The following is a 25,409-nucleotide window of genomic DNA, read 5'->3' as shown; positions in this document are numbered from 1 at the left end:
GCTATTTTGTCTATACATTAAAAACGACCGATGCAATAACCGGGGCAAGCAACAAGGATCGACTCGTCATGCGCTGCGACAGGCTCTGGAAACACGCCCGTTTGGCCACGATGGCCAGTGCCGGGTCGGCCCAGGAGCCGCTGGGCATTGTCGAGCAGGGCGTGATCGCGGCGCAGGACGGCGTGATCTTGTACGCCGGTCCCGAGGTCGATGCTCCCGCATTCGATGCCGCCGAAGTGATCGATTGCGAAGGCCGCTGGATCACGCCCGGACTGATCGACTGCCACACCCACCTCATTTTCGGCGGCGATCGCTCGCGTGAGTTCGAACTGCGGCTGGAAGGCGCTTCCTACGAGGAGATCGCGCGCGCCGGCGGCGGGATCGTCTCCACCATGAAGGCCACCCGCGCCGCAGGCGAGGACGAACTGGTCGCTACCGCCCTTCCCCGTCTCGACGCCCTGCTGGCCGAGGGCGTCACGACACTCGAAGTGAAGTCGGGCTATGGCCTCGACCTTGCCAGCGAACTCAAGATGCTGCGCGCCGCCCGCCGCCTCGGCGAGGTTCGGCCGGTGCGGATCGTCACTTCCTTCCTCGGCGCCCATGCGCTTCCCCCGGAATTCGCAGGCGATGCCGACGCCTATATCGATCATCTCTGCACCGTCATGCTCCCCGCCGCCGCGCAGGCCGGCCTTGCCGATGCCGTGGACGCCTTCTGCGAGGGGATCGGCTTTTCGCCCGACCAGACCGAGCGCCTGTTCCGCGCCGCCACGGCGCTGGGCCTGCCGGTCAAGCTCCATGCCGAGCAGCTTTCCAACCTTCACGGCGCCGCCCTGGCCGCACGCCACGGGGCGCTTTCGGCAGACCACCTCGAACATCTCGACGAAGCCGGCATCGCCGCGATGGCCGTTTCCGGCACGGTCGCCACCCTGCTGCCCGGCGCCTACTATTTCTGCCGCGAGACTGTGCTGCCCCCGATCGAAGCGCTGCGCCTGGCCCGCGTGCCCATCGCGCTCGCCACGGACTGCAACCCCGGCACATCGCCGCTGACCTCGCTGCTGCTGACGATGAACATGGGCGCCACGCTGTTCCGCCTCACCGTGCCCGAATGCCTGGCCGGCGTGACGCGCAACGCGGCACAGGCGCTCGGCCTCTCTCATCGGCTCGGCACGCTTGAACAGGGCAAGGCTTGCGACCTTGCGATCTGGAACATCGAGCGCCCGGCCGACCTCGTTTACCGCATGGGGTTCAACCCGCTCCATGCACGCATCTGGAGTGGACAATGACCGACAACCTGCTCACGCCGACACCCGTGAGCGACACGCTCACTCCTGGCAACGTGAGCGACACGCTTACGCCCGGCGAGGTAACCCTGGCCCAGTGGCGCGCGATCTACCGCGGCGCGGATGTGAAGCTCGACCCGGCCTGCGCCCCGCGCGTGGCCGAAAGTGCCGCTGCCGTCGCGCGCATCCTGGCCAGGGGCGAGCCGGTCTACGGCATCAACACCGGTTTCGGTAAGCTCGCCAGCGTGCGCATTGGCGACGAGGACCTGGCCACGCTCCAGCGCAACATCGTGCTCAGCCACGCAGCGGGCACGGGAGAGCCTTCGCCAGTGCCGGTCATCCGGCTGATGATGGCGCTCAAACTCACCAGCCTTGCGCAAGGCGCTTCCGGCGTCCGCCCTGAAACCGTGGCCCTGCTCGAAGCGATGCTGGACAAGGGCCTGACGCCGGTGGTCCCCTCGCAAGGCTCGGTCGGCGCCAGCGGCGACCTGGCACCGCTTTCGCACATGGCTGCAACGATGATCGGCGTGGGCGAGATCGTCCTGGACGGCGAGCGCATGCCTGCCGCCGATGCGCTGGCACGCGCGGGCCTCTCGGCGCTCGAACTCGGCCCGAAGGAAGGCCTCGCCCTCCTCAACGGCACCCAGTTCTCCACCGCCAATGCGCTTGCCGGACTGTTCGAGGCGGAACTGCTGTTCCGCTCCGCCCTGGTGACCGGCGCGCTCTCGACCGAAGCCGCCAAGGGCTCCGACACACCGTTCGACCACCGCATCCACGCCCTGCGCCGCCATCGCGGCCAGATCGAGGTGGCCGACGCCCTGCGCGGGCTGATGGCCGGTTCCGCGATCCGCGCCAGCCACGTCGAGAACGACGCCCGCGTGCAGGACCCCTACTGCCTGCGCTGCCAGCCGCAAGTCATGGGCGCCGCGCTCGACGTGCTGCGCCAGGCCGCGACGACGCTGGAGATCGAGGCGAACGGCGTTTCCGACAATCCCCTGATCTTCGTCGATGCCGATGGGGACGGGGCCGACGAGGCGCTGTCCGGCGGCAACTTCCACGCCGAGCCGGTGGCCTTCGCCGCCGACATGATCGCGCTCGCCGTCTGCGAGATCGGCTCGATCTCCGAGCGCCGCATCGCCATGCTGGTGGACCCGGCGCTGTCCGGCCTTCCCGCTTTCCTGACGCCGCGTCCCGGCCTCAATTCGGGCTTCATGATCCCGCAAGTGACCGCTGCTGCGTTGGTTTCCGAGAACAAGCAGAAGGCCTATCCCGCCTCGGTGGACTCGATTCCGACCTCCGCCAATCAGGAAGACCACGTTTCGATGGCCGCTCACGGCGCGCGCCGCCTGCTGTCGATGGTCGAGAACGCCACTGCCGTCATCGGCATCGAACTGCTCGCCGCTGCGCAGGGTATCGAATTCCACGCGCCGCTGGCCTCCAGCACCTGGCTCGATGCCGCGCGCGCCGTTCTGCGGGCCCAAGTTCCCGCACTGGACGACGACCGCCATTTCCACCCCGACATGGAAGCGGCCAACCTGCTGGTCCGCTCCGGCGCGCTGGCCGATACGGCTGCGGACCTGCTTCCGGGCATCGCATGAGGGCGGCTACTCTCTCTCACTTTCGTCATTGCGAGGCGGCGAAGCCGACGTGGCAATCCAGAGCGGCGCAGAACCGCTCTGGATTGCTTCGCTACGCTCACAATGACGAAGTGATGGGTAACGGCCGATACTTGGAGCAACGCACATGAGCCCAAGCTTCACTCTCCATCGCGGCGAAGCCCCGCTCATCGTCGCCTTCCCTCATGTCGGCACGGATCTGGCCGATGTCGCGCCCGCGTTCCGCTCCGAATGGCTCGCCCGGCGCGATGCGGACTGGTGGGTGGACGAACTCTACGCCTTCGCCCGCGATATGGGCGCAACGACGATTGCCGGGCGCGTCTCGCGCAGCGTGATCGACCTCAACCGCGATCCTTCGGGCGCCTCGCTCTATCCGGGGCAGGCGACGACGGAACTCTGCCCGACGACGACTTTCGACGGCGAACCGCTCTACCAAGGCGACGCGCCGGATGCGGCCGAGATCGCCCGCCGCCGCGCACTCTGGTTCGATCCGTACCACGCCGCCCTCGCCGCCGAGATCGATCGGCTGCGCGCCATTCACGGCAAAGTCGTGGTCTACGACGCCCACTCGATCCGCAGCCATGTGCCGCGCCTGTTCGACGGGGAACTGCCGCAGTTCAACCTGGGTACCAACCTCGGCCAGACGTGCGATCCGGCGCTTTCCGCCGCCATCGTCGAGGTTTGCGCCGCGAGCGGACTCAGCCACGTCCTCGACGGCCGCTTCCGGGGCGGCTGGACCACGCGCCACTACGGCCACCCGGAAAACGGCGTTCACGCGATCCAGATGGAACTCGCCATTCGCGGCTACATGAATGAGCCCGAAGCACCGGACGAAGCCAACTGGCCCGTCCTCTTCTCGGCCACCCGCGCCGCCGCCCTCACCCCGATCCTGCAAGACGTGCTGAAGGCGGCCCTCGCCTTCGCGCAATCCTGACCTGAGGAAACACAATGACCCGCCTCGACAACAGCCGCGTCATCAAGCCCGCGACCGGCACCGAACTTTCCGCGAAATCGTGGCTCACCGAAGCCCCGCTGCGGATGCTGATGAACAACCTCCACCCCGATGTCGCCGAGCGCCCCGAAGAGCTGGTGGTCTACGGCGGCATCGGCCGCGCCGCGCGCGACTGGGAAAGCTACGACAAGATCGTCGAGACCCTGCGCCGCCTGAACGACGACGAAACGCTACTGGTCCAGTCCGGCAAGCCGGTCGGCGTGTTCCGCACCCATGCCGATGCGCCGCGCGTGCTGATCGCCAATTCCAACCTCGTGCCGGAATGGGCGAACTGGGAGCATTTCAACGAACTCGATAAGCGCGGCCTTGCCATGTACGGCCAGATGACCGCCGGTTCGTGGATCTACATCGGCACGCAAGGCATCGTTCAGGGCACCTACGAGACGTTCGTGGAGATGGGCCGCCAGCACTACAATGGCGATCTTTCGGGCAAGTGGCTGCTGACCGCCGGCCTTGGCGGCATGGGCGGCGCGCAGCCGCTGGCAGCGGTGATGGCCGGCGCATCGTGCCTTGCCATCGAGTGCCAGCCCAGCCGCATCGAAATGCGCCTGCGCACCGGCTACCTCGACGTCGCCGCCAGCACCATCGAAGAAGCCATGGCCATCATCGAGAAAGCCAATGCCGAGAAGAAGCCGGTCTCGGTCGGCCTGCTCGGCAACGCGGCGGAATTGCTGCCCGAGATGTTCGCGCGCGGCATCCGGCCCGACTTGCTGACCGACCAGACCTCCGCCCACGATCCCGTCAACGGCTACCTCCCGGCTGGCTGGACCGTCGCCGAATGGATCGAAAAGCGCGAGCGGGAACCCGAAGCCGTTGCCAAGGCGGCCAAGGCATCGATGGCGGTGCACGTTCAGGCCATGCTGGACTTCCAGGCGGCGGGCGTGCCCACCACCGACTACGGCAACAACATCCGCCAGATGGCGAAAAACGAAGGCGTCGCAAACGCGTTCGACTTCCCCGGCTTCGTGCCCGCCTATATCCGCCCGCTGTTCTGCCGCGGCGTGGGGCCATTCCGCTGGGCCGCGCTCTCGGGCGATCCCGAGGACATCTACAAGACCGACGCCAAAGTGAAGGAACTGCTGCCCGACCACGCGCACTTGCACAACTGGCTCGACATGGCGCGCGAGAAGATCCAGTTCCAGGGCCTGCCCGCACGCATCTGCTGGGTCGGCCTGGGTGACCGCCACCGGCTCGGCCTTGCCTTCAACGAGATGGTGGCGAAGGGCGAACTCAAAGCCCCGGTCGTGATCGGCCGCGATCACCTCGACAGCGGCTCGGTCGCCTCGCCCAACCGCGAGACGGAGGCCATGCGCGACGGTTCGGACGCGGTTTCGGACTGGCCGCTGCTCAATGCCCTGCTCAACACCGCCAGCGGCGCGACCTGGGTTTCGCTGCATCACGGCGGCGGCGTCGGCATGGGCTATTCGCAGCATTCGGGCATGGTGATCGTCGCCGACGGCACCGAGGCGGCGGCCAAGCGGCTGGAGCGTGTGCTGTGGAACGACCCGGCGACGGGCGTAATGCGCCATGCCGATGCGGGATACGAGATCGCGTTGGATTGTGCGCGGGAGAAGGGGTTGGATCTGCCGGGTATTCTCTGACGATCCGATCGAGAGACCTCGAGCCCTAACCCGGTCCGAACCGGCTCGCCAGGTCGACAGTGCTCTCCTGGCCAAGGCTCTCGATCGAAACCTCGCACCAGCGCTTTGCCGCCGCCTCTCCCACGTCGCGCAAGGTCAGCAGGATCTGTCGCACCGGCAGGAGTTTGCTTTGCGCAGGCATGGCGGAAAGCGCAGCCTCGTCGTGGATCTCGTGGAAACGCAGCCGGTCGACCCGGGCGATCAGTCCGTCCGTTTCGCGGTGCCGCCCGATCGACGATTGCAGCAGGAACAGACCCTGCATTTCCTTGCGCATCGACTGGTTGAAGCCGATCTCGGTGATCCGGTCCGCAATACCGGCAGCATTGCGCGGCGTTTCGCTCCGCAACTGCGGATTGACCGTGATGAGCAGCAGATCGTCGTTCGGACTTTCCAGCACCAGGGGCACGAGCGGGGGATTGGCGCTGTAGCCGCCGTCCCAATAGTCCTTCCCGTCAATCGTGACCGGCGGAAAATAAAGCGGCAGACAGGCCGAGGCGAGCAAGGCGTCGGCCGTCAGGTCATGCTTGCGGAAGATGCGCACCGCGCCGCTCTGCGCATTGGTGGCCGAGATGAACACCGGCGGCGCATCCTCGCTGGCGATGGCGGCGAAATCGACGTGGTCCTCGATAACCTTGCGCAGGATCTCCTGCATGTCCCGGCCCATTTCCGGCGACGCATGCGCCATGCCGAGATCGCCGAACACGGTGCTCCACCATGAACTCATCGCGCGGGTGGCTTCCGGGAAGGCCTCGATCATCGGGATCAAGGGCCCGGCCTCGCGCCCCGAACGGTTCAACGCCTTCCAGAACGAGCGCAGGCGTTCCCGCGCCCCTTCCCGGCCGCCCGCCACCAGGCCCGAGACGAGGACCGCCGCATTCATCGCCCCCGCGCTGGCACCGCTGAGCGCGCCGATCGAGATTCGGGGATCCTGCAGCAAACCGTCCAGCACGCCCCAGGTGAAGGCGCCATGCGCGCCTCCGCCCTGAAGCGCGAGGTCCAGCCTGTGGGGTGAATTGTCCTTGCGGGCCATGTCACTGCTCACTCATGCTGCAATGCAACATCAAAAGCCATAGCAGTCGCGCCGCGCCCTGACCAGCGGCGGCGCTCCGCCCGAGACCTCCAGGGCCCCGGGCGGAGCGACGATCAGTGCGGCGCCGCGTTCAGCGCGGCGAATGTCTGCGCATAGCGCCCTTCGGCTTCGGCATTGCGCAGGAAACCGAGGCGTTCGACGCCAATCAGCTCCGGCGTCGGCTGCTGCCCGATGAGCCCCATGACCTCGTCGATGAACGCGTCCAGCGGCATGTAGCCTTCGCGAGTCGACTGGCCTGGCGTCAATTCGGTCTGCACCGCCGGGGGCGCCAGCTCGATCACCTCGACCGAACCCTTCAGGGCAAAGCGCAACGAATCGGTCCACGAATGGATCGCCGCCTTGGTGGCCGAATAGACCGCCGCGCCGACCAGCGGAACGAAAGCAAGACCGGAGCTGACATTGATGATCGCCGCACCCTCCTGCTCGCGCAAATGCGCCACCAGGGCATCGGTCATGCGGATCGGGCCAAGCAGGTTGGTCACCACGCACGTTTCCGCGCGCGCAAGGTCGCGCGGCACGGAAATGTCTTCCAGCGGCATGACCCCGGCATTGTTGACCAGCACGTTGAGTGCCGGAAACCGCGCGAGAATGTCCTTCGCGAAAGCCGCGATCGCGCCCGCATCGGTAACGTCGAGCGCCACGGGATGAATGCCCGGCCGCCCCTCCGCGGTCTCTTCCAGGCTGGCGAGCGTCCGCCCGGTGACAATGACCTGGTTGCCGGCATCGTGCCACCGCTGCGCCAGTTCGCGCCCGATGCCGGTGCCGCCGCCTGTCAGAAGGATAATGTTGCCGCTGGTCTTCATGGGAACGCTCCTGTGAGAAAGATTGCGAAACGGAATGTAGATCTATACTCTCTTTTGGAAAGTAGGCACCTGAACGTGCTGTAGCCACCCAAGGGTAAGAAATGGAAAATCCGCCGACCACCAGCTATTCGACCGTGCCGGGCGTCGATGCGCTCGTCAATGAGCTGATCGGCCGCGTGGCAGACAAGTGGACGCTCCTGGTGCTGGAAGCGCTGGAAGAAAACGGCGAAACCCGCTTCAGCGCCCTTGCCCGCGCCGTGCCGGGCATCAGCCAGAAGATGCTCACGCAGACACTGCGGCAAATGGAGCGGGACGGTTTCGTCCATCGCACGGTTCATCCCGTCATCCCTCCTCACGTCGATTACCGGCTGACCCCGCTGGGTCACGGCCTGGGAGAGGCGTTCTGCAGCGTCTGGCTCTGGGCCGAAGCCAATCTGCAAACGGTGGCCGACGCCCGCGCCGATTTCGACGCGCGCGACTGAATCCCGATCACGATCCGCATCTCGCCGGGGGAACCCGAGCGCAGGCACCTTTTCCGCCGCGCGCGATATCGCTAGGCATGGCCCCGGACGGCGGCATTCCCGCGCGCCGGTCATATGGGGCTCCCTTCCTTTGCTGCGCATCCTTGCCAAGATCGTGTTCTGGTTCGTTGCGATCAGCGTGGGGCTGACCGTGCTCTACCGCTTCGTTCCGCCGCCCGTGACGGTGACTATGCTGGTGGACGGCAACGGCATCACCAAGGACTGGCAGCCGCTCAGCCGGATCGACCGCAACATGGTCGCCGGCGCCATCGCCGCCGAGGATGGCAAGTTCTGCACGCACAACGGCTTCGATACCAACGCCATCGAAAAGGCCTTCGAGCGCAATGCCGCCGGCGGCCGCCTGCGCGGCGGATCGACGATCAGCCAGCAGACGGCCAAGAACGTCTTCCTCTGGCAGGGCGATGGCTGGACGCGCTATCTGCGCAAGGGTCTGGAAGTCTGGTTCACGTTCCTGATCGAGAACCTGTGGGACAAGCGGCGGATCATGGAGATCTATCTCAACGTCGCGGAAACCGGCATCGGCACTTACGGCGTGGAAGCCGGGGCACAGCGCTACTGGGGCAAGTCCGCCTCGAACCTCACGACCACGGAGGCTGGCCGCATGGCGGCCGCCCTGCCCAGCCCCAAGACCCGCAGCGTGAAGAGCCCCTCCGGCTTCACCCGGCGCTATGGCAACACCATCGCCGCCCGCATCGGCACGGTGAAGACCCAGGGCCTCGATGCCTGCGTCTACGACTGAGGCACCTCGCCCCTAGCGGGATGTCTTCGACCGCGCAGGCTTCTTCGCCAGATTGAGTGCTATGGCGCTGCGGACCAGCGCCGTCAGCGCAGGCTCGTCTACCGTATCGCCTTCATGGAAATCGATGGCCCGGCGCTGGTTGCCGTCGAGGCTGGCATTGAAGAGCCCAGCCGGATCGTCGAGCGCAGCGCCCTTGGCGAACGTCACCTTCACCGCCGCCTTGTAGGTCTCCCCGGTGCAGATCATGCCGCCGCAATACCAGACCGGCACCCCCCGCCATTTCCAGTCCTCGGCAACACCGGCATCGGCCGCCAGGACAACCTCGCGCAGCCGAGCCAACAGAGCCCCCCGCCAATCGCCCAGCTCCGCGATGCGGGCATCGATCTGCTGCGACGCGGATTGCTCCGCCTTTTCTGCTTTCGTCAACGCCAGCCTCTCCGCTTGCCGTAACGGTATCAGGCTAGCGCGGAAAGCAGGCACGCAAAAGGGGAGGGAACTCGCGTTCCCTCCCCTCTTTGTTCTTATACTCTGGCTTGAGCTTTAGAAGCCCATCACGAGAGTAGCGCTGACGGCACGCGGCGAACCGAAGTTCACGAAGGCCGAGCTCGATGCGGTGGCGAGAGCGCCGCTGAACGAGCCGACGTAGTACTTGTCGAACAGGTTGGTAACGTTCAGCTGGATTTCGCTGTTGGCGAGGCCAAGACCCTCCAGCTTATAGGCCATGTTCAGGTCGACAACCGTGTAGCTCTTGAACTTCACCGAGTTGATGTCGTTCAGATAGCGATTGCCGGTGTACTTGGCCTGGGCACCAATCAGGAAGTCGCCAGTGGTGTACTGGGCGCGGCCACCGAACAGCCACTCGGGAGCAGCGCGTTCACGCTTGCCGCTGGTGCGCAGGAACGCGTCACCACCGCTGACATAGCAGAGGTTGGCTGCAAGCTGGGCGGCCGAGCAGCTACCCACCAGTGCGTCGTTCTGGATTTCCGACTTGATGTAAGAAGCGAAGGCGTAGAGCGAAGCGCCCTGCACCGGCGTCACGCCGACGCTGGCGTCAACGCCGTACTTCTTGACCGGACCAAGGTTGGTATCGGTCGAGTTGCCGTCAAGATCGGTCGCGGTAACGATGCGGTTCTTGTACTTCGAGTACCAGCCGGTGAGAGCGGCCTGAACGATCGGGCTGCTGTAACGCAGGCTGACATCGAAGCTGTCCGAAGTTTCTGCAACGCGGCGCGCGAGCGGGTCGCTGGCATCGTAGAAGAAGGTGCCATAGAGCGCGTCGGTGCTGGGTGCCGAGATGTTCTTGGCGTAGCTACCCGCGATGCTGATTTCCGGCGTGATCTTGAAGACCGCACCGACGTTCGGAAGCACCTTGTCGTACTTGATCGAACGCGAACCCGGTACGCCGTAAGTCGGGTTGGCGGTTGCATAGGCATCCACCTGGTCGGCTGCGGGGCAGTTCACGTTGCCGCTGGCGTCAGTGGTGACGCAGTACTGGTTCAGGTCACGCTTGAAGAACGGTGCGCGTACGCCCAGCAGGACGGTCAGCTGGTCGTCGAAGAAGCGGCCACGATATTCGCCGGAGATCTGGTTCAGCGTAGCGAAGGACTTACGATCGCGCTTGCCGATGCTGTAGCCGTTTTCGTCAAGGATCGGATCGTTGATCGGGAAGACGTCGAACGGCTCGCCGTTGGTCTTCAGGAAGCCGCCGGGGCCGGTCTGGCGATGACGGGCGCGATCGTAGCTGTACGACAAACGAACGCTGTTGCTGTCGTCGATCTCGTAAGCGAGGTTGGCAATGCCGATCCAGCGCTTGGTGATCGTCTGGCTGGGCGAGAGGATGCGTACCGCATCGCCCGAACCGGTCACGCCGTCGCCATTGAGGTCCACGTCACCGTAGAAGTAATAAGCTGCGCTCGAGCTGCTGACCGGCGCATAGCGCTGGAAGAACACGCCGGTGTAACCGCCGGTGCTGTAGCCTTCGACGCCGATCGAGGTGCCGCCACCGTTTGCCTTGGTGTACTGGTAGGCGCCGTCAACCGAGAAGGTCAGCTTTTCGGTGAGGTGGAACAGCGAATTCAGGCGGAGGTTGCCCGTGTTCGACGGATTGTAACGACGTTCGAACTGCGAACCGCACGAATTCGGCACGCTGGTCGTGCTGGTGGTGCAGGGAACGCCGCCCGCGACGTCATAGAAGCGCTCATCCTTGTTGAGCGTGATGGCCTGCGCGCTCAGTGGCGATCCACCGAAGTTGTTGCGGTTTACGTTGTAGTGACCAGCAAGCGAGATGAAGTCGCCGTCGCTGCCCAGCGGCTGGTAGATCTTGCCGTTGAACTGCTTCTTTTCGACCTTGCCGTAGTTGGCGAACGTCGCGCCATTGCGAGCGTAGGAACCCGAGAACCAGGCCTTGGTGCCGACCGAGGTGAACTCGCCGGTTTCGACCTTCGCGAAGAAGCGCTGGAACGAACGATCTTCGCCGCCCGAACCTTCGGCAACGATGTCGCCATAGGACATGCTGGTCATGACGCCGAACTTGTCGTCCGGAACCTTGGTGTTGATATTGACGGTACCACCCACGGCCGCAGGGGTCGGGCTGTCGACGTCGGTCGAGCCAAGATTGACGTTGATGTTTTCGATCAGCTCGGCGTCTACCTGCTGGTTCGAATAGACCGCGTAGTTACCCGAGTCATTCAGGGGAATGCCGTCGAAGGTCTGCGAAATACGGGTCGAGTCGAAACCACGGATGGTGAACGAACCGCCGGCCGAACCCCACGGGTCGTTGTTGGTGAAGCTCACGCCCGGAACGAGGTTGATGATTTCGTTGACCGTCTGACCGGCGCGCTGCGCACCGATGATTTCCTGGCCAATCTGAACTTTCGCCTTCGGCGAGTCAGGAATGCGGATGCCGGCTACGCTTTCATCGCGAGCGCCGGTAACGACGATCGCATTGTCGAATTCGTTCGAACCGGTCGACTGTGCGAAAGCGGGAACGGCGAGGAACGCTGCGCCGACGGCGAGCGAGCTGGTCGCGGTGGAGAGAATGGATTGAAACTTCATCTTAGCCCCCTGGAAACCTTCAGAGTGTTTTCGCCAAATGCGGAAGAGTTGCCCTGCCGCAAAATTTGCTGCGGCTGCTAAGAGCAGCGCAATATGACAATCTTCTGACGCACGGGATTCATTTCCGATCTTTGTTGCGCAATTTTCTGACTCAAATTGCGTTCGATTGCAGAGATCGCCTGTTTTTCCTGAGAATTCCGTGTTTTATGCGCCAATATGACAATCTTTGGTGCGGCATAAATGTCACGCGGCGCGGCATCAATGTTCGGCGGCGCAATCGCGTTTCGGCATGTGATGATACGTCATAGCTTGCTGTTAAGGTCCGGCGCATGCGATGAAATTGTCATGGGCGTCGCACATCAGCATCATCACGATCAGGCCGATAAGGGGCATGGTCATGGCCATTCGCATGGTCACGGACATGCACACGGTCACGGGCATCATCACCATGGTCCGCCCGCTCCTGGCGACGTGGGCAAGGCATTCGCAGTTGCGGTAGGATTGAACGTCGCCTTCGTCATTGCCGAGGGCGCGGCGGGCTTCTTCAGTGGCTCGATGGCGCTTCTGGCGGATGCCGGACACAACCTTTCCGACGTGCTGTCGCTGCTCCTCGCCTGGGCTGCCAGCGTGCTCGCGGCGCGTCCGCCCTCGGAGCGCTTCACTTACGGCCTCAAGAGTTCCTCGATCCTCGCCGCCATCGCCAATGCCGCTTTGCTATGGGTGGCGATCGGGGCGATCCTGGTGGAGACGATCCGGCGCTTCACGGAACCGGCGCCGGTGGCCGGAACCACCATGATCGTCGTCGCGGCCCTCGGCATCGCGGTGAACGCGCTGTCGGCGCTGCTCTTCGCCAAGGGGAGCAAGTCCGACCTCAACCTGCGCGCGGCCTTCGTGCATCTCATGGCCGACGCGGCGGTCTCGGCCGGGGTGGTGATCGCGGGCATCGTCATCATGTTCACGGGCTGGCAAGTGGTCGATCCGATCGCCTCGCTGGTGATCACTGCCGTCATCGCCTGGTCCAGCTGGGGCCTTCTGCGCGAATCGCTGCGCATGGGCATGATGGGCGTGCCCGAGAGCATCGACATCGCCGCCGTCCGCCAGTTCCTGGCCGCGCTGCCGGGCGTCACCCGCGTGCACGACCTTCACATCTGGCCGATGAGCACTACCGAAACGGCGCTCACCGCCCATCTCGTCATGCCCGGCGCCGAACGCGGCGACGCCTTCCTTCACACCCTGGCCCACGACCTCGAGCACCGCTTCGGCATCGGCCACCCGACCGTACAGATCGAAACGGACGCCGAATCGCCCTGCGCCCTGGAGAGCGAAACCGTCGTCTAGGCCTCGGTGAACTCGTGCCGGGCGCCCAGGAAGTCGTCCGGCTCAATTGCCAGGCCTGCGGGCACGCAATGGGCCTGGCCCACGCGGAATTTCAGCTTCCCGGTGAAGTGCGCCTGGGCCTGTGCGAGATCGTCCACCTTCCAGACGAGCGCATAAATGCCGTTCTGCGCCTTCGCGAGAAAATCCTTGAAGACCCCGGCCTCGGGTTCCTCAGGTTCCTCAGGTTCCAGGAACGCCACTTGCGTATCGCCCAGCCGCAAGAGCACGCGGCGCGCCCTTTGCGGCGATACGATGCGTTCGTCGCTGAGGACTTCGCCGTCCACCACTTCGGTAAAGAACCGCAGGGCCCCAGCCATGTCGCGCGTGACGCAGGCGATATGATCGAGGCCCGTGACCCGGCAGGGGTGCCCGGCTCCGACCCTGGGATCCCAGTTGCCCCGCTCCCACGGATCGTTGGGCATCGGCAGTTCGCAGACTTCCAGCAGGACGCCGCCGGTCGATTCGGGTCGGACGAAGAAGAACACCCCGTAGTCGCTGGCGACCGTGCAGCCCGCCTCGCGGAAGGCCGCGCTGGCCGCCTTGCCGTCCGCCACCTTGATCTCGAACGAGTGAAAGCCCTGGCCGATCCGCGCGGCCTGGCGTGCAAAAGGCTTCGTCAGGTCCTCCGGATGGCGGGCCGCCATCGGCTCGACCATATGATCGGTCACATAGAGCAGCGCCGCATCGCGATCTTCGGCGGGGAAGAAGTTCTCGGCGAAAACCAGCCCGCCCAGCGCATCCTGATAGAGCGCGCGGCTGCGATGAATATCGGTGGTGGCGTGGATCGTGTGGATGATCCGCGAAACGGCGATAGGTCCGCCCATGTGCTCTCCCCTGCCCGGCGTCGATCCGACTGCCCGTCGGGCCGCAGCGTGGGCAAGGCGCGCCGAACTGCCAAGCATGAGCGCGACAATCAGGTACAATATCGTGATTGCGGCATCGCAGCCTGCCGCTAGGACTTTGCACCAGCCACTGCTCCACCCGCGACATGGGGACACGATCGACATGACCCGCAAACCCTCTACCCGCCTCCTGCTCTCTCTGGCCCTCGGCTGGGCCTTCGTCCCGGGACTGGCCCAGGCCGACACCAGGAGCGATATCGAGGCTCGCTACGAGCAGCTTCGCGCCGCGATGGACAGCCGCGAGGCAGACCGCATCAAGCCCCTGCTCGCTGGCGATTTCGTCCGCACGGACCTGGGCGAAAACAAGATGAGCGCGGACGAACTGATCGCAGGGCTCGCGAAAATCCCCGTCGATCCGGATCGCACCTCGAAGACGACCATCCAGTCGGTGACCGTCAACGGCAAGACCGTTGAGGTCGTCCAGCAGCAAGTCGCCAGCGACAAGCGCCAGGGGCGCGACGGAGAAACGCATACGTTCGGCACCACGTCGCTCTCACGCGACACCTGGGTGCAGAGCGACAAGGGCTGGCTGCTCAAGGCCACGGACGCCCAATCGACGACGATTACCCGCGACGGCGTTGCCTTGCGCACCATCAAGAAGGGCGATCCGGTTCCGCAAGGTCGGCGCGGACGGATGGGTCCGGGCGCCCGCGGTACGATGGGGCCGCCGCGTCCCGTGGGCGAGGACTGAGCCTAAGGTCCGCCTTTCGGCCCCGGTCCTTCCGAGCCTCACTCGTCGTGATGCATCGGCAGGTGAGAAAGATGGCGCGCCATCCTGGTTTCCAGCAAGAGGACCAGGTCGGGATCCATGAAGGCATAATGGTCGGGAATGTCGAGGCAGATCATGCGCTGCAGGTTGAGGTGGCGCCGGAAGGTCTGCTGCACTTTACGCCGCTGAACCTTTTCCATGACCACGATCACATTGGCCCTATGGGCGAGCTCCCTTGCAACTTGTTGCGGCTGCAGACGAACAGGTATCGCGTCATCGCCCCACACCAGAGCATGGTCAGACCAGACCGGCACGTTGCGGGCAACGAAAAGGCCCGCCCGGAAGAACCGGACGGGCCTTTTTCGTCTCCACCTGCTTCGCAGGGATCAGGCTGCGGCCTCGGCCTTGTCGCCCTTGAGCACGCGAACCGGTTCCTTGCGGCCTTCGACCACGTCCTTGTCGACGACGACTTCGGCGATATCGCCTTCGGTCGGCAGGTCGAACATGGTGTCGAGCAGCAGCCCTTCCACGATCGAGCGCAGGCCGCGTGCGCCGGTCTTGCGGTCGATGGCCTTCTGGGCAATCGCTTCGAGCGCCTCGTCGGTGAACGTCAGTTCCACGTCTTCGAGGTCGAACAGCTTCGCATACTGCTTGATCAGCGCGTTGCGCGGCTCCTTCAGGATCTTGACCAACGCCTCGATGTCGAGGTCGTTCAGGGTCGCGATCACCGGCAGACGGCCGACGAACTCGGGGATCAGGCCGAACTTGAGCAGATCTTCCGGCTCCGCCTTCTGGAGCAGTTCGCCCACGCGGCGCTTGTCCGGATCGGCGACATGCGCGCCGAAACCGATCGAGCGCTTCTGAAGGCGATCGGCGATGATCTTCTCAAGACCCGCAAAGGCACCACCGCAGATGAACAGGATGTTGGTCGTGTCCACCTGCAGGAATTCCTGCTGCGGGTGCTTGCGGCCGCCCTGCGGCGGAACCGAAGCGGTCGTGCCTTCCATCAGCTTCAGCAGCGCCTGCTGCACGCCCTCGCCCGAAACATCGCGCGTGATCGACGGGTTCTCGGCCTTGCGGCTGATCTTGTCGATTTCGTCGATGTAGACGATGCCGTGCTGCGCCTTCTCGACATTGTAGTCGGAAGCCTGGAGCAGCTTGAGGATGATGTTCTCCACGTCCTCGCCCACGTAACCGGCTTCGGTCAGCGTGGTGGCGTCGGCCATGGTGAACGGCACGTCGAAGGTCTTGGCGAGCGTCTGCGCGAGCAGCGTCTTGCCCGAACCCGTGGGACCCACGAGCAGGATGTTCGACTTGGACAGTTCCACGTCGCCCTGCTTGCCGCTGTGCTTCAGCCGCTTGTAGTGGTTGTGCACCGCCACTGACAGAACACGCTTCGCGCGTTCCTGCCCGATCACGTAGTCGTTCAGCGTCTCGCAGATTTCGCGGGGAGACGGCACGCCGCCGTCCTTTTTGCCCGCGATCCCGGCCTTGGTCTCTTCGCGAATGATGTCGTTGCAAAGCTCGACGCATTCGTCGCAGATGAAGACCGTGGGTCCCGCGATCAGCTTGCGCACTTCGTGCTGCGACTTGCCGCAGAAGCTGCAGTAGAGGGTGCTTTTCGCGTCAGATCCGCTCAATTTCGTCATTTTCCGTCTTTAGGCCCATTCGAGGCGACTCGTCGAGTCTACCTTGGACGGGGCCGGTTTTGCAATCCTGAGACCGATATGGGTATCCCCGCAACCGTTGCAAAGGACTGAAGGTCGGGACTCCGTTGGAGCCCCGACCTTGCGGTCATGCTCAGGCTTCGGTCGGCTTGTCGCCGTCGGGCCGCGTTTCGAAGACCTTATCGACGAGGCCGAACGCCAGCGCTTCCTCGGCTTCGAGGAAGGTGTCGCGGTCCATCGCCTTCTCGATCTCGTCGAGCGACTTGCCGGTGTACTTCACGTAGAGATCGTTGAGGCGCTTGCGCATCCGCAGGATCTCGCGCGCCTGGATCTCGATGTCGGACGCCATGCCCTGCGCGCCGCCCGAAGGCTGGTGCACCATGATGCGGGCGTTCGGCAGCGCGATGCGCATTCCCGGCTCACCGGCGGCGAGCAGGAAGCTGCCCATCGAGGCGGCCTGGCCGATGCAGACCGTGGAAACGCGCGGCTTGATGTACTGCATGGTGTCGTGGATGGCCATGCCGGCAGTCACCACGCCGCCCGGCGAGTTGATGTACATCGAGATGTCCTTCGAGGGATTTTCCGACTCGAGGAACAGTAGCTGCGCAACGATCAGCGAGGCCATGTGGTCTTCGACCTGGCCGGTGATGAATACGATGCGCTCGCGCAGGAGGCGCGAGTAGATGTCGAAGCTGCGCTCACCGCGGCTGGTCTGCTCGACGACCATCGGCACCAGCGCGCCGGTCACGGGATCGGTAGTGAACTTTCCTTGGGCGCCCGCGGCGCCAAACAGGTCGAGCATGGGAGTCCTCTTCTGGTTTGGACCGCCTATGTCGCGTGCCCTTCGCCGATGTTCAAGGGCTTTAACGATCTAACGCGGATGGGATGTGGGATAACATTCTCCATCCTCGATAAGAAAACGGCCCGGCGCAATCTCCGCACCGGGCCGCTTCGCGCATCAGCCTGAAAGAAGGATCAGTCCTTCTTGGCAGCTGCCTTCTTGGCGGGAGCCTTCTTGGCAGGCTTGGCTTCCGCCTCGCCTTCAGCGGCTTCCTCGGTCTTCTTGGCGGCAGCCTTCTTGGCCGGAGCCTTCTTCGGCTTTTCCTCGGCAGCGGCTTCGTCGGCGTCGGCAGCGGCGTCTTCCGCAGCGTCTTCCTTCTTGGCGGCAGCCTTCTTGGCCGGGGCCTTCTTGGCCGGAGCCTTCTTGGCTTCCGCCGGCTTGTCGCCGTCGGTGTCGGCTTCGATAGCGGCCTGCAGTTCGTCGCGGGTCACTTCACGCTCGGTGACGTCAGCCTTCTCGATCAGGAAGTCGACGACCTTGTCTTCGTAGAGCGGGGCGCGCAGCTGGGCGGCCATCATCGGGTCCTGCTGGACATATTCGAAGAAGCGCTGGCGATCTTCCGGACGGTACTGCTGAGCGGCCTGCGAGACCAGCATCTGCATTTCCTGGGCGGTCACTTCGACGCTGTTGGCCTGGCCGATTTCCGACAGGAGCAGGCCCAGACGCACGCGGCGCTCGGCGATCTTGCGGTAGTCGTCCTTCTCGGCTTCGATCTCGGCGAGAGCGGCCGCGGGGTCTTCCTCGTGGCTGGCTTCGTGCGTGAGCTGCTGCCAGATCTGCGAGAATTCGGCTTCCACCATGGTCGGCGGCACGTCGAAGTCATGACCGGCGGCAAGCTGGTCGAGCAGCTGGCGCTTCATCGCGGTGCGGGTCAGGCCGGCAGTTTCCTGCTCGAGCTGGCCCTTGAGCAGGCCCTGGAGCTGTTCGAGGCTCTCGAGGCCCAGTTCCTTGGCGAAATCGTCGTCGATCTTCGATTCGGCAGGCGCCTTCACTTCGTGCGCGACGATGTCGAAGGTGGTTTCCTTGCCGGCGAGGTTCGCGGCCTGGTAGTCCTCGGGGAAGGTCACGGTGATGGTGCGCTCTTCACCGGCCTTGATGCCGCCGAGCTGCTCTTCGAAACCAGGGATGAAGCGACCGGCACCGATCACCAGCGGAGCCTTCTCGGCCTTGCCGCCTTCGAACTCGACGCCGTCGAGCTTGCCGGTGAAGTCGATGATCACCTGGTCGCCGTCTTCGGCCGCACCGTCCTTGGTCTCGAAACGCTGCTGCTGCGAGGCAATGCGCTCGACCGCTTCGGTCACGGCGTCTTCGGCCACAGGCACGACCAGCTTCTCAAGCTTGAGGCCGTCCAGCGAGGGCGCAGCGATCGTCGGCAGCACTTCCAGGCTGACGGTCAGCTCGGCGTCCTTGCCCTGCTCGTAACCTTCGCCGAGAGCGACGTCGGGGTTCATCGCGGGGCGCAGGGCGTGGTCGGCGACCAGCTTGTCCATGGCTTCGCGGATGGTCGCGTTCAGCGCGTCCTGGTGGATCGCTTCGCCGTGCATCTTCTTGACGAGATTGGCAGGAACCTTGCCGGCGCGGAAGCCGGGCATCTTCACCTGCGGCGCGATCTTCTTGATTTCGCCTTCGACGCGGGCCGTGATGGTCTTGGCGGGAATGGTCACCGTGTAGGCGCGCTTCAGGCCTTCGTTGGTGGTTTCGACGATCTGCATTTCAAATGCCTTCCTGTGCAATTCAACGGGCCTTACGGGGCCAATTCTCGCGACTCATCTCCCCCAGGGCGGCGTAATGGTGCGGGCGAAGGGACTCGAACCCCCACATCTTTCGATACTGGTACCTAAAACCAGCGCGTCTACCATTCCGCCACGCCCGCAAAGATCAAGCCTGAAACTCAAGGGACGTGCCCTTATAAGGACACGCGGAAAAGGGCAAGCGCCGCGAGTCGCACCGGAGCAAGTCGCGCACGGATCCGCTGCGGCGTTCCGGCCCGCCGCGACGGCATCGCATGCGAAGAACCGATGCGCCAGTCGGCCTGCACCGGCCATGCAACCAAGCCTCTCCGCCACGGGTTGCAACAGCATCAGCAAGAGAGAGGCGAACATGGCAACCCAGCCTGCCGACAATCCCGGCGACACTCCCCCCGAAACTCCGGTACCCCCGAGCGACCCGAACGAACCCACGGCCCCCACGGAAATTCCCGAGACCGGACCCGATTTCGACCGCCCTGAGAGAGGCCCGGTCGAACTTCCACCACCTGACTGATTCCATTCAGGAAATTCAGGCGCCGCGTTCCATCCCCGGGAAGGAACACGGCGCCTTTTTTGCTGCTCAGTCCTTGCGCAGCCAGTGCGCCAGGCTTTCCAGAGCCGAGAGTTCGCGCAAGTCGTTCGGCCTGGTACGGCCCGGAACGATCGGGCATTCCAAGCAATAGGCCTGGGTTCCGCGCGCCGTGAACATCGCGCTGACCTGTTCCGTCACGCGAGCGAACTGCTGCTGGCGGCGCAGCGCCGTAAAGCTGGCGAAATCGAGGGCGGCGGCGGATTGTCCTTCGGAATCCGATGTCAGCCCGCCCAGGAATTTCGAGAACGAATCCGTCTCGTCCTTCAGGTAGACCGCCTGATACTTGCCATTCCCGACGCCGCCGAGACGGGCCGCTTCTGCCAGCGCCGCGTCGAGATTGCCGATCTTGTCCACCAGACCGATGCGCAGCGCTTCCTGCCCTGGCCAGACCCGGCCCTGAGCGATCGAATCGAGCTTCTCGGGCGTCATCTTTCGCGCCGCGGCGGAAATGCCCACGAACTTGCGGTAGGTATTCTCGACAGAGGCCTGGAGCATGCCTTCCACTTCGGGCGTAAAGCCGCCGAGAATGTCGGGCTGGCCGGAAAGCGCCGTGGTCTTCACCCCGTCGCTGGTGACGCCGTAGTCGGCCAGTGTCTTCTCGAAACTGGGGACAACCGCAAAGACGCCGATCGAACCGGTGATCGTCTCGGGCTGCGCGAAGACCTGCTGGCCGGGGGTGGATACCCAGTAGCCGCCGCTTGCCGCCATGTTGCCCATCGATACGACGATGGGGATCTTGCGCGCCTTGTAGCGGTCTATGGCGCGGCGGATGCGTTCGGCCGCCATGGCCGAACCGCCCGGCGAATCGACGCGGACGACCAACGCCTTGAAGCCTTCGTCGATATTGTCGTCCAGCAGGTCGGCAATCCGATCGCCCCCCGCCTGTCCGGGACCGGCATCGCCGTCGACGATCTCCCCGGCCACGGTGATGACGCCGATCTTCGCGCCCTCACCCTTCTCGGGATTGGCGGCAAGCCATGCGGCCAGACGATTCGCCTTGAAGGGCAGGTCTCCGTTCTCGTCCTTCCCGGCGACCTCGGCCACGCGATTGCGGAATTCGGTGATGTCGCCGATGCGGTCCACCAGGCCGGCGGCCTTGGCGCCCTGCGCGAAGTCGCCGCCCGACGCCTGCGACCAGGCCATCGGATCGCCGGTCATCTGGTCGAGCCGGGCCTTGGGTCGCGCCCGCTGGATGTCGGCCTTGTAGCCGCTCCACAGCGCGCCGTAGATGTCCTGATAGGCTTCGCGCGCGGCCGGCGACATGTCGTTGCGGAGATAGGGTTCGACGAAGCTCTTGTAGGTGCCGGCGCGATAGACGTGGGCATTGACCTTGAAGCGGTCGAGCAGTCCCTTGAAATAGACCTGGTTGCCGCCCGGCCCCGCCACGAAGGCGCCGCCCATCGGATCGACCCAGACCTCGCTGGCGTGGGAAGCGAGCTGCACGCCGTCATCGGCGTAGGCGTTCGCGAACGTCAGCACCGGCTTGCCCGCCTTGCGCACTTCGTCGAGCGCCTTGCCGATTTCCTCGATATGCACCATGCCGCCGCCCAGGAAGCGCGACATGTCCAGCACCACGGCCTTGATCCGCGAATCCCTGGCGGCCAGGCGCAGGGCGCGTTCGAGATCGCGGGCCTGGAACTCGCTCGAGGTGGATTCCGTGCTCATCAGCAGGCTGAGCGGATCGACGTTGCTCTTCTCCTCGACGATGTTGCCATCGAGTTCGAGCAGCAAGGCCCCGTCCACGATCTTCCCCGGCGAAGGGCGCGATGAAAGCGCGGCATAGAGCAGCGCGAAGAACAACAGCAGGAAAATCAAGGCCAGGGCATCTTTCACGCCCACCAGCAGCTTCCAGATCTTGCGCGCGAACGTCATGAATTCACCAGCCTTTCGATCCCCTGCCATAACGCCCTTATCCGGGCGCGGCCATAGCGAGGGCGCCATCGGCCAATCCGGTCTCCCGCCCATGCGAAAGGGTGCGTGCCCATAAGATCCGCCTTGGCGCTAAAAACACCTTGAGCCGACTCCGAGCCGAGCCTAAGGCCTTGTCTTCGATGACAGCTCCAGAATTCACATATCCGGAAGGCTCCGCAGCCTTCCCGCACCGCAGCCTCGTGGGCATCGGCGGCCTGGCCCCGCACGAGATCATGTTCCTGCTGGACGAGGCCCAGCAATGGGTCGACCTCAACCGCGGCACGCAGAAGCGGCGCGACCTGCTCTCCGGCCTGACGATCATCAATGCCTTTTTCGAGAATTCGACGCGCACGCTGCTGAGCTTCGAGATCGCGGGCAAGCGCCTCGGCGCCGACGTCGTCAACATGGCGGTGGCGAATTCGAGCGTGAAGAAGGGCGAAACCCTGATCGACACGGCGATGACGCTGAACGCCATGCGCGCGGACGCCATCGTCATTCGCCACGCCAGCTCGGGCGCCGTGCACCTGATCTCGAACCTCGTCGACTGCCCGGTGCTCAATGCCGGTGACGGCCAGCACGAGCACCCGACACAGGCCCTGCTTGACGCGCTCACCATCCGCCAGGCCAAGCGCGCCTTCAACGGCCTGCGCGTGACGATCTGCGGCGACATCCTGCACAGCCGCGTCGCCCGCTCCAACATCCTGGCGCTCAATTCGCTGGGTGCCGAAGTCCGCGTCTGCGCACCGCCGGCCCTGCTGCCCGCCGATATCGAGCGCATGAGCGTCAAGGTCTTCCACGATTTCGATGCCGCGCTGAAGGGCGCCGACGTGGTGATGATGCTGCGCCTCCAGCTCGAACGCATGGAAGGCCAGTTCATCCCCTCGCCGCGCGAATATCGCCATCTCTACGGCCTCTCGCTGGACCGTCTTGCCAAGGCGGAAGGCAATGCCCTCGTCATGCATCCCGGCCCGATGAACCGCGGCATCGAGATCGACAGCAATGTCGCCGATCTCGTCGGCCGCTCGCAGATCACCACCCAGGTCGAAATGGGCGTGGCCATGCGCATGGCCTGCCTCGATGTCCTGACCCGACGAGGGCGCGGAATGCCCGGATGGGCTGGGGAGGCCCGGGCATGAGCAACAATACCCCCCTCACCGTGACCGGCGGCCAGCTGATACTGCCCGATGGCACCATCGCCCCGGGCGCGCTGCGCAGCGAAGGCGGCTTCATCACCGCCGTCGGCGCTGACGTCACGCCCCAGCCGGGCGACGAAGTTCACGACGCGCGCGGCCGGCTGATCGCCCCCGGCCTCGTCGACATCGGCGTCTTCGCCATCGACAAGCCCGCGTTCCACTTCGGCGGCATCACCCGCGCGGCGCTCATGCCTGACCAGAACCCGCCGCTCGACGTGCCGGCGCGCGTCCGCTTCGCGGCGCAATCGGGCAAGCCGGACCTCTGGGTCCATCCGCTCGCCGCGGCGACCCAGAACCTCGAAGGCAAGGCACTCGCCGAGATCGCGCTCATGCGCGACGCGGGCGCCAAGGCCGTGACCACCGGGCGCCAGTGGATCGCCGATTCGGGCACCATGCTGCGCCTGCTCCAATATACCGGGATGCTCGGCATGGTCGTGCTGGCCCATCCGGAAGATGCGGGAATCACCGGCAAGGCCGTCGCCACTTCCGGCGAAATGGCCACCCGTCTCGGCCTGCCGTCCGCGCCTGCCGAAGCCGAAGCCCTCGCCATCTCCCGCGATATCGCCCTGGCCGAACTGGCCGGCGCGGCCATCCACTTCCGCAAGGTGACGACCGCAAGAGGGCTGGACCTCGTGCGCCGGGCCAAGGACCGGGGGCTCAAGGTCACGGCAGGTGTCACGCCAGCCTACTTCATGCTCTCCGACCTCGCGCTGGCGGGCTTCCGCACTTTCGCGCATCTTTCGCCTCCGCTGCGCTCGGAAGACGACCGCAAGGCCGTGATCGCGGCGATCGGGGACGGCACGATCGACGTCGTCGCCTCAGGTCACGATCCGCGCGGCCCTGAGGACAAGCGCCTGCCCTTCGCGGATTCCGCGCCGGGCATGGCCGGCGCCGAGACCTTGCTGCCGCTGACGATGAACCTCGTGCGCGACGGCGTGATCTCACTCTCCCGCGCCTTCGAACTGATCGCGACCAACCCGGCGAAGCTGCTCGGCGTCAATGCGGGCAAGCTCGAAGTTGGGGCCGAGGCGGACATTGCCGTGATCGACGCCGATCGGCCGTGGATCGTCGATTCGGACAAGATGGCCGCTGCCGCCGGCAATACGCCGTTCGACAAGCAGCCTGTCCAGGGCCGCGTGCTGGCGCTGTTCAAGGGCGGGGTCGCCGTAAAGGCCAGGTAAGCAGGCGCGTGATGGCAGGGGCAAATGACCCCTGCCCCCTCCGCCGACCCTCCATTTCTCGCGGAATATGTCCGTCTGCCGCCCCTTTGTGGCCCCGGCAGGCGTTCTGCTGGCATCGCGAAGAGCGCCTGACCGGCCGCCGCTTTCACTTTTTTAACTTCCCTGAAACCAAAAAAGACGGCCCCTGTCCGAAGACAGGAGCCGTTTAGGTTCACATGGAACTCAAGTGCGAGGGGCAAAGCCCCCGCGGAAACTCTAAAGCTCGGCGCGGCGCATCTGATTCGCACCGACGCCGCCGGGTAGCGGCCGTTGCTGCGCATAGGCAAGGCAAGGATTGCCGGCCTGCCGGACGCTGGCGCAGACGGACTGGGCCGCACGCTGGTCGAAACCGCCCGCCGCGACGCGGTAGTAAGTCTGGCCGTTCACTTTCGCCTCGGTAATCCGCAAATCATGCCCCCGAAGGGCCGGGTTGCGCGACTGAAAAATTCCCCAGGCCCGCTTGGCGCCGTCCATGGTCCGGAACGAGCCGAGCTGGACGAGATGCGTAGCCGAAATCAAGGCCTTGGCCGGAGCGACCTGCGGCTTGGCCGCCGCCACCGGACGAACCGGACGCGCGGTGGCCACACGCACAGGCGCGGCGACTCGGGCAGCCGGCATGGGCGCAGGCGCCGGAGAAACCGGCTGAATCTCTTCGGGCTGGTTCGCACCCCAGAAAGTTTCGCCGGTTTGAACGGGTGGAAGTTCCGCTTCGGGCGAAGCCGATGCGGGCGCTTCGGCCATGGCCATCCGCGGCCCAGCGGCAGGAGCATTGAGCGCAAGCATCGCAGGCTGCCCCGGATCGGCGCGCAGCGGCGCACCGATCAGGCCGGCGATCCGCGCCTGCGACTGGTCCGGGCGGGCTGCACGCGCCCATTCACCAAGACGGGCGTCGAGCTGGTCGGCCGGAACGTCCTGCGAGGCGATCAGGCGGGCCTCGCGCCAGCGGCCGTCAAGGGCATAGGCATAGGCCAGGTTCTGGCGCGCCTTGGGCGTATTGTCACCGCCGCGAACGACGCCGGTCAGGATATCCACGCCAGTGGCTGGACGACCGGCAAGAGCGACGGCAAGACCGTAGTCGCTGGCCGGCAGCTTGTTCTGGAAGCGCTGGAGCACGGCCATGGCCTCAGCCCCGCGACCCGCGCCGACATAGGCCAGCACGGCGCCAAGGCCGGTGCGCGGGCTCTGGTCGCCCAGCGCAATGGCATCCTCGAAAGTGGTGGCGGCCGAATCGAAGCGTCCGGCAGAGAGGTAGGTCTGGGCCAGCGCAGCGCGGGCCGAAGCATCGCGCGGCGAGCGGGTGACACGCTGCTCCGCGCGGGCAAGATCCTTGTCCCCCGGCTCAACCGGGGCGGCCGAAGCACCGGCGCGGGCGAAAGGCGCCTGTCCTGCGCAGCTCACCAGGAGCGTCGCGGCCATCGCGGTGCAGATCGCGAGAGCGGCGCTGCGGGCACGGAAGTTGAGGGGTTGCATCGA

General features: G+C 65.1%; 22 protein-coding genes and 1 tRNA gene. 10 read left to right on the top strand and 13 right to left on the bottom strand.

Going from position 1 to position 25,409, the window contains the following annotated elements; genetic code table 11:
- Window positions 1–68 precede the first annotated feature (68 nt).
- From hutI to hutU, 4 genes are all read left to right on the top strand, one after another.
- Window positions 69–1,283: an imidazolonepropionase gene (gene hutI / locus ACZ1J6_RS09090; protein ID WP_431568789.1), complete on the top strand. Its 1,215-nt coding sequence runs from the start codon at window positions 69–71 to the stop codon at window positions 1,281–1,283.
- A complete protein-coding gene (gene hutH, locus ACZ1J6_RS09085) occupies window positions 1,280–2,878 on the top strand; it encodes a histidine ammonia-lyase (protein ID WP_431568788.1) in 1,599 nt (532 codons plus the stop codon). The genes hutI and hutH overlap by 4 nt, the downstream gene beginning before the upstream one ends.
- Before the next feature lie 145 nt (window positions 2,879–3,023).
- Window positions 3,024–3,830, top strand: a complete 807-nt coding sequence (gene hutG / locus ACZ1J6_RS09080) for an N-formylglutamate deformylase (protein ID WP_431568787.1) — start codon at window positions 3,024–3,026, stop codon at window positions 3,828–3,830.
- 14 nt (window positions 3,831–3,844) lie between these two features.
- Window positions 3,845–5,509, top strand: coding sequence for a urocanate hydratase (hutU, locus tag ACZ1J6_RS09075; protein WP_431568786.1), 1,665 nt, complete (start codon window positions 3,845–3,847; stop codon window positions 5,507–5,509).
- 25 nt (window positions 5,510–5,534) lie between these two features.
- On the opposite strand, the gene ACZ1J6_RS09070 is transcribed toward hutU, so the two are convergent.
- Window positions 5,535–6,590, bottom strand: coding sequence for a patatin-like phospholipase family protein (locus ACZ1J6_RS09070; RefSeq protein ID WP_431568785.1), 1,056 nt, complete (start codon window positions 6,588–6,590; stop codon window positions 5,535–5,537).
- Window positions 6,591–6,691: 101 nt separating this feature from the next.
- A complete protein-coding gene (locus tag ACZ1J6_RS09065; RefSeq protein ID WP_431568784.1) occupies window positions 6,692–7,441 on the bottom strand; it encodes an SDR family oxidoreductase in 750 nt (249 codons plus the stop codon).
- 101 nt (window positions 7,442–7,542) lie between these two features.
- On the opposite strand from ACZ1J6_RS09065, the gene ACZ1J6_RS09060 reads away from it, so the two are divergent.
- Together ACZ1J6_RS09060 and mtgA are read left to right on the top strand one after the other, a co-directional pair.
- Window positions 7,543–7,923, top strand: a complete 381-nt coding sequence (locus ACZ1J6_RS09060) for a winged helix-turn-helix transcriptional regulator (protein WP_431568783.1) — start codon at window positions 7,543–7,545, stop codon at window positions 7,921–7,923.
- A 133-nt stretch (window positions 7,924–8,056) separates the two neighbouring features.
- Window positions 8,057–8,722: a monofunctional biosynthetic peptidoglycan transglycosylase gene (mtgA, locus tag ACZ1J6_RS09055; protein WP_134095177.1), complete on the top strand. Its 666-nt coding sequence runs from the start codon at window positions 8,057–8,059 to the stop codon at window positions 8,720–8,722.
- Window positions 8,723–8,734: 12 nt separating this feature from the next.
- Here the strand turns inward: mtgA and ACZ1J6_RS09050 are convergent, their stop codons facing one another.
- From ACZ1J6_RS09050 to ACZ1J6_RS09040, 3 genes are all read right to left on the bottom strand, one after another.
- Complete coding sequence (locus tag ACZ1J6_RS09050; RefSeq protein WP_431568782.1) at window positions 8,735–9,148, bottom strand: DUF1801 domain-containing protein; 414 nt, start codon at window positions 9,146–9,148, stop codon at window positions 8,735–8,737.
- 114 nt (window positions 9,149–9,262) lie between these two features.
- Window positions 9,263–11,776, bottom strand: a complete 2,514-nt coding sequence (locus ACZ1J6_RS09045; protein ID WP_314463496.1) for a TonB-dependent receptor — start codon at window positions 11,774–11,776, stop codon at window positions 9,263–9,265.
- 315 nt (window positions 11,777–12,091) lie between these two features.
- Complete coding sequence (locus ACZ1J6_RS09040) at window positions 12,092–12,226, bottom strand: hypothetical protein (protein ID WP_279388296.1); 135 nt, start codon at window positions 12,224–12,226, stop codon at window positions 12,092–12,094.
- 51 nt (window positions 12,227–12,277) lie between these two features.
- On the opposite strand from ACZ1J6_RS09040, the gene ACZ1J6_RS09035 reads away from it, so the two are divergent.
- On the top strand, window positions 12,278–13,114 hold the full coding sequence (locus ACZ1J6_RS09035) for a cation diffusion facilitator family transporter (protein WP_465128055.1): 837 nt from the start codon (window positions 12,278–12,280) through the stop codon (window positions 13,112–13,114).
- On the opposite strand, the gene ACZ1J6_RS09030 is transcribed toward ACZ1J6_RS09035, so the two are convergent.
- Window positions 13,111–13,977, bottom strand: a complete 867-nt coding sequence (locus tag ACZ1J6_RS09030) for a VOC family protein (protein WP_431568781.1) — start codon at window positions 13,975–13,977, stop codon at window positions 13,111–13,113. The genes ACZ1J6_RS09035 and ACZ1J6_RS09030 overlap by 4 nt on opposite strands.
- Window positions 13,978–14,158: 181 nt before the next feature.
- Here ACZ1J6_RS09030 and ACZ1J6_RS09025 point away from each other — a divergent pair, with 181 nt between their 5' ends.
- Entirely contained in the window at window positions 14,159–14,746 is a 588-nt protein-coding gene (locus tag ACZ1J6_RS09025; protein WP_431568780.1) for a nuclear transport factor 2 family protein, read from the top strand.
- Between the two features lie 38 nt (window positions 14,747–14,784).
- On the opposite strand, the gene ACZ1J6_RS09020 is transcribed toward ACZ1J6_RS09025, so the two are convergent.
- The 6 genes from ACZ1J6_RS09020 to sppA all read right to left on the bottom strand — a co-directional run bounded on the left by ACZ1J6_RS09020 (window position 14,785) and on the right by sppA (window position 21,484).
- The gene (locus tag ACZ1J6_RS09020) at window positions 14,785–15,078 is read right to left on the bottom strand and encodes a hypothetical protein (protein ID WP_465128054.1); all 294 of its coding nucleotides are present in this window, start codon (window positions 15,076–15,078) and stop codon (window positions 14,785–14,787) included.
- 72 nt (window positions 15,079–15,150) lie between these two features.
- Window positions 15,151–16,413 carry an ATP-dependent Clp protease ATP-binding subunit ClpX gene (clpX, locus tag ACZ1J6_RS09015; RefSeq protein WP_132262033.1) on the bottom strand — a complete coding sequence of 421 codons (1,263 nt, stop codon included), beginning with the start codon at window positions 16,411–16,413 and terminating at the stop codon, window positions 15,151–15,153.
- 151 nt (window positions 16,414–16,564) lie between these two features.
- A complete protein-coding gene (gene clpP / locus ACZ1J6_RS09010) occupies window positions 16,565–17,233 on the bottom strand; it encodes an ATP-dependent Clp endopeptidase proteolytic subunit ClpP (protein ID WP_132262031.1) in 669 nt (222 codons plus the stop codon).
- Window positions 17,234–17,406: 173 nt separating this feature from the next.
- Entirely contained in the window at window positions 17,407–18,984 is a 1,578-nt protein-coding gene (gene tig, locus ACZ1J6_RS09005) for a trigger factor (protein WP_134095014.1), read from the bottom strand.
- 77 nt (window positions 18,985–19,061) lie between these two features.
- Window positions 19,062–19,145: transfer RNA gene (locus tag ACZ1J6_RS09000), tRNA-Leu, on the bottom strand.
- Window positions 19,146–19,600: 455 nt separating this feature from the next.
- The gene (gene sppA, locus ACZ1J6_RS08995) at window positions 19,601–21,484 is read right to left on the bottom strand and encodes a signal peptide peptidase SppA (protein ID WP_431568777.1); all 1,884 of its coding nucleotides are present in this window, start codon (window positions 21,482–21,484) and stop codon (window positions 19,601–19,603) included.
- Between the two features lie 179 nt (window positions 21,485–21,663).
- Between sppA and ACZ1J6_RS08990 the strand changes: the two genes are divergently transcribed.
- Complete coding sequence (locus ACZ1J6_RS08990) at window positions 21,664–22,659, top strand: aspartate carbamoyltransferase catalytic subunit (RefSeq protein ID WP_132262027.1); 996 nt, start codon at window positions 21,664–21,666, stop codon at window positions 22,657–22,659.
- Window positions 22,656–23,897, top strand: a complete 1,242-nt coding sequence (locus ACZ1J6_RS08985; protein WP_431568776.1) for a dihydroorotase — start codon at window positions 22,656–22,658, stop codon at window positions 23,895–23,897. The genes ACZ1J6_RS08990 and ACZ1J6_RS08985 overlap by 4 nt, the downstream gene beginning before the upstream one ends.
- 255 nt (window positions 23,898–24,152) lie before the next feature.
- Here ACZ1J6_RS08985 and ACZ1J6_RS08980 read toward each other — a convergent pair whose 3' ends face one another.
- Window positions 24,153–25,406 carry an SPOR domain-containing protein gene (locus tag ACZ1J6_RS08980; protein WP_431568775.1) on the bottom strand — a complete coding sequence of 418 codons (1,254 nt, stop codon included), beginning with the start codon at window positions 25,404–25,406 and terminating at the stop codon, window positions 24,153–24,155.
- Window positions 25,407–25,409: the final 3 nt, after the last annotated feature.

Source organism: Novosphingobium sp. BL-S-21, assembly GCF_055521655.1.
The sequence above is the reverse complement of the archived record's forward strand: the minus strand, read 5'-3'. Positions and strand labels throughout refer to the sequence as shown.

What these genes read in the sequence shown, in the direction of transcription:
- ACZ1J6_RS09065 (WP_431568784.1), bottom strand. Translation starts at nt 7,441, where the DNA reads ATGAAGACCAGCGGCAACATTATCCTTCTGACAGGCGGCGGCACCGGC.
- ACZ1J6_RS09025 (WP_431568780.1), top strand. Translation starts at nt 14,159, where the DNA reads ATGACCCGCAAACCCTCTACCCGCCTCCTGCTCTCTCTGGCCCTCGGC.
- ACZ1J6_RS09030 (WP_431568781.1), bottom strand. Translation starts at nt 13,977, where the DNA reads ATGGGCGGACCTATCGCCGTTTCGCGGATCATCCACACGATCCACGCC.
- sppA (WP_431568777.1), bottom strand. Translation starts at nt 21,484, where the DNA reads ATGACGTTCGCGCGCAAGATCTGGAAGCTGCTGGTGGGCGTGAAAGAT.
- ACZ1J6_RS09060 (WP_431568783.1), top strand. Translation starts at nt 7,543, where the DNA reads ATGGAAAATCCGCCGACCACCAGCTATTCGACCGTGCCGGGCGTCGAT.
- hutG (WP_431568787.1), top strand. Translation starts at nt 3,024, where the DNA reads ATGAGCCCAAGCTTCACTCTCCATCGCGGCGAAGCCCCGCTCATCGTC.
- ACZ1J6_RS08990 (WP_132262027.1), top strand. Translation starts at nt 21,664, where the DNA reads ATGACAGCTCCAGAATTCACATATCCGGAAGGCTCCGCAGCCTTCCCG.
- hutI (WP_431568789.1), top strand. Translation starts at nt 69, where the DNA reads ATGCGCTGCGACAGGCTCTGGAAACACGCCCGTTTGGCCACGATGGCC.
- tig (WP_134095014.1), bottom strand. Translation starts at nt 18,984, where the DNA reads ATGCAGATCGTCGAAACCACCAACGAAGGCCTGAAGCGCGCCTACACG.
- hutU (WP_431568786.1), top strand. Translation starts at nt 3,845, where the DNA reads ATGACCCGCCTCGACAACAGCCGCGTCATCAAGCCCGCGACCGGCACC.
- ACZ1J6_RS09045 (WP_314463496.1), bottom strand. Translation starts at nt 11,776, where the DNA reads ATGAAGTTTCAATCCATTCTCTCCACCGCGACCAGCTCGCTCGCCGTC.
- ACZ1J6_RS08980 (WP_431568775.1), bottom strand. Translation starts at nt 25,406, where the DNA reads ATGCAACCCCTCAACTTCCGTGCCCGCAGCGCCGCTCTCGCGATCTGC.
- ACZ1J6_RS09040 (WP_279388296.1), bottom strand. Translation starts at nt 12,226, where the DNA reads ATGGTGATGATGCCCGTGACCGTGTGCATGTCCGTGACCATGCGAATG.
- clpP (WP_132262031.1), bottom strand. Translation starts at nt 17,233, where the DNA reads ATGCTCGACCTGTTTGGCGCCGCGGGCGCCCAAGGAAAGTTCACTACC.
- ACZ1J6_RS08985 (WP_431568776.1), top strand. Translation starts at nt 22,656, where the DNA reads ATGAGCAACAATACCCCCCTCACCGTGACCGGCGGCCAGCTGATACTG.
- hutH (WP_431568788.1), top strand. Translation starts at nt 1,280, where the DNA reads ATGACCGACAACCTGCTCACGCCGACACCCGTGAGCGACACGCTCACT.
- clpX (WP_132262033.1), bottom strand. Translation starts at nt 16,413, where the DNA reads ATGACGAAATTGAGCGGATCTGACGCGAAAAGCACCCTCTACTGCAGC.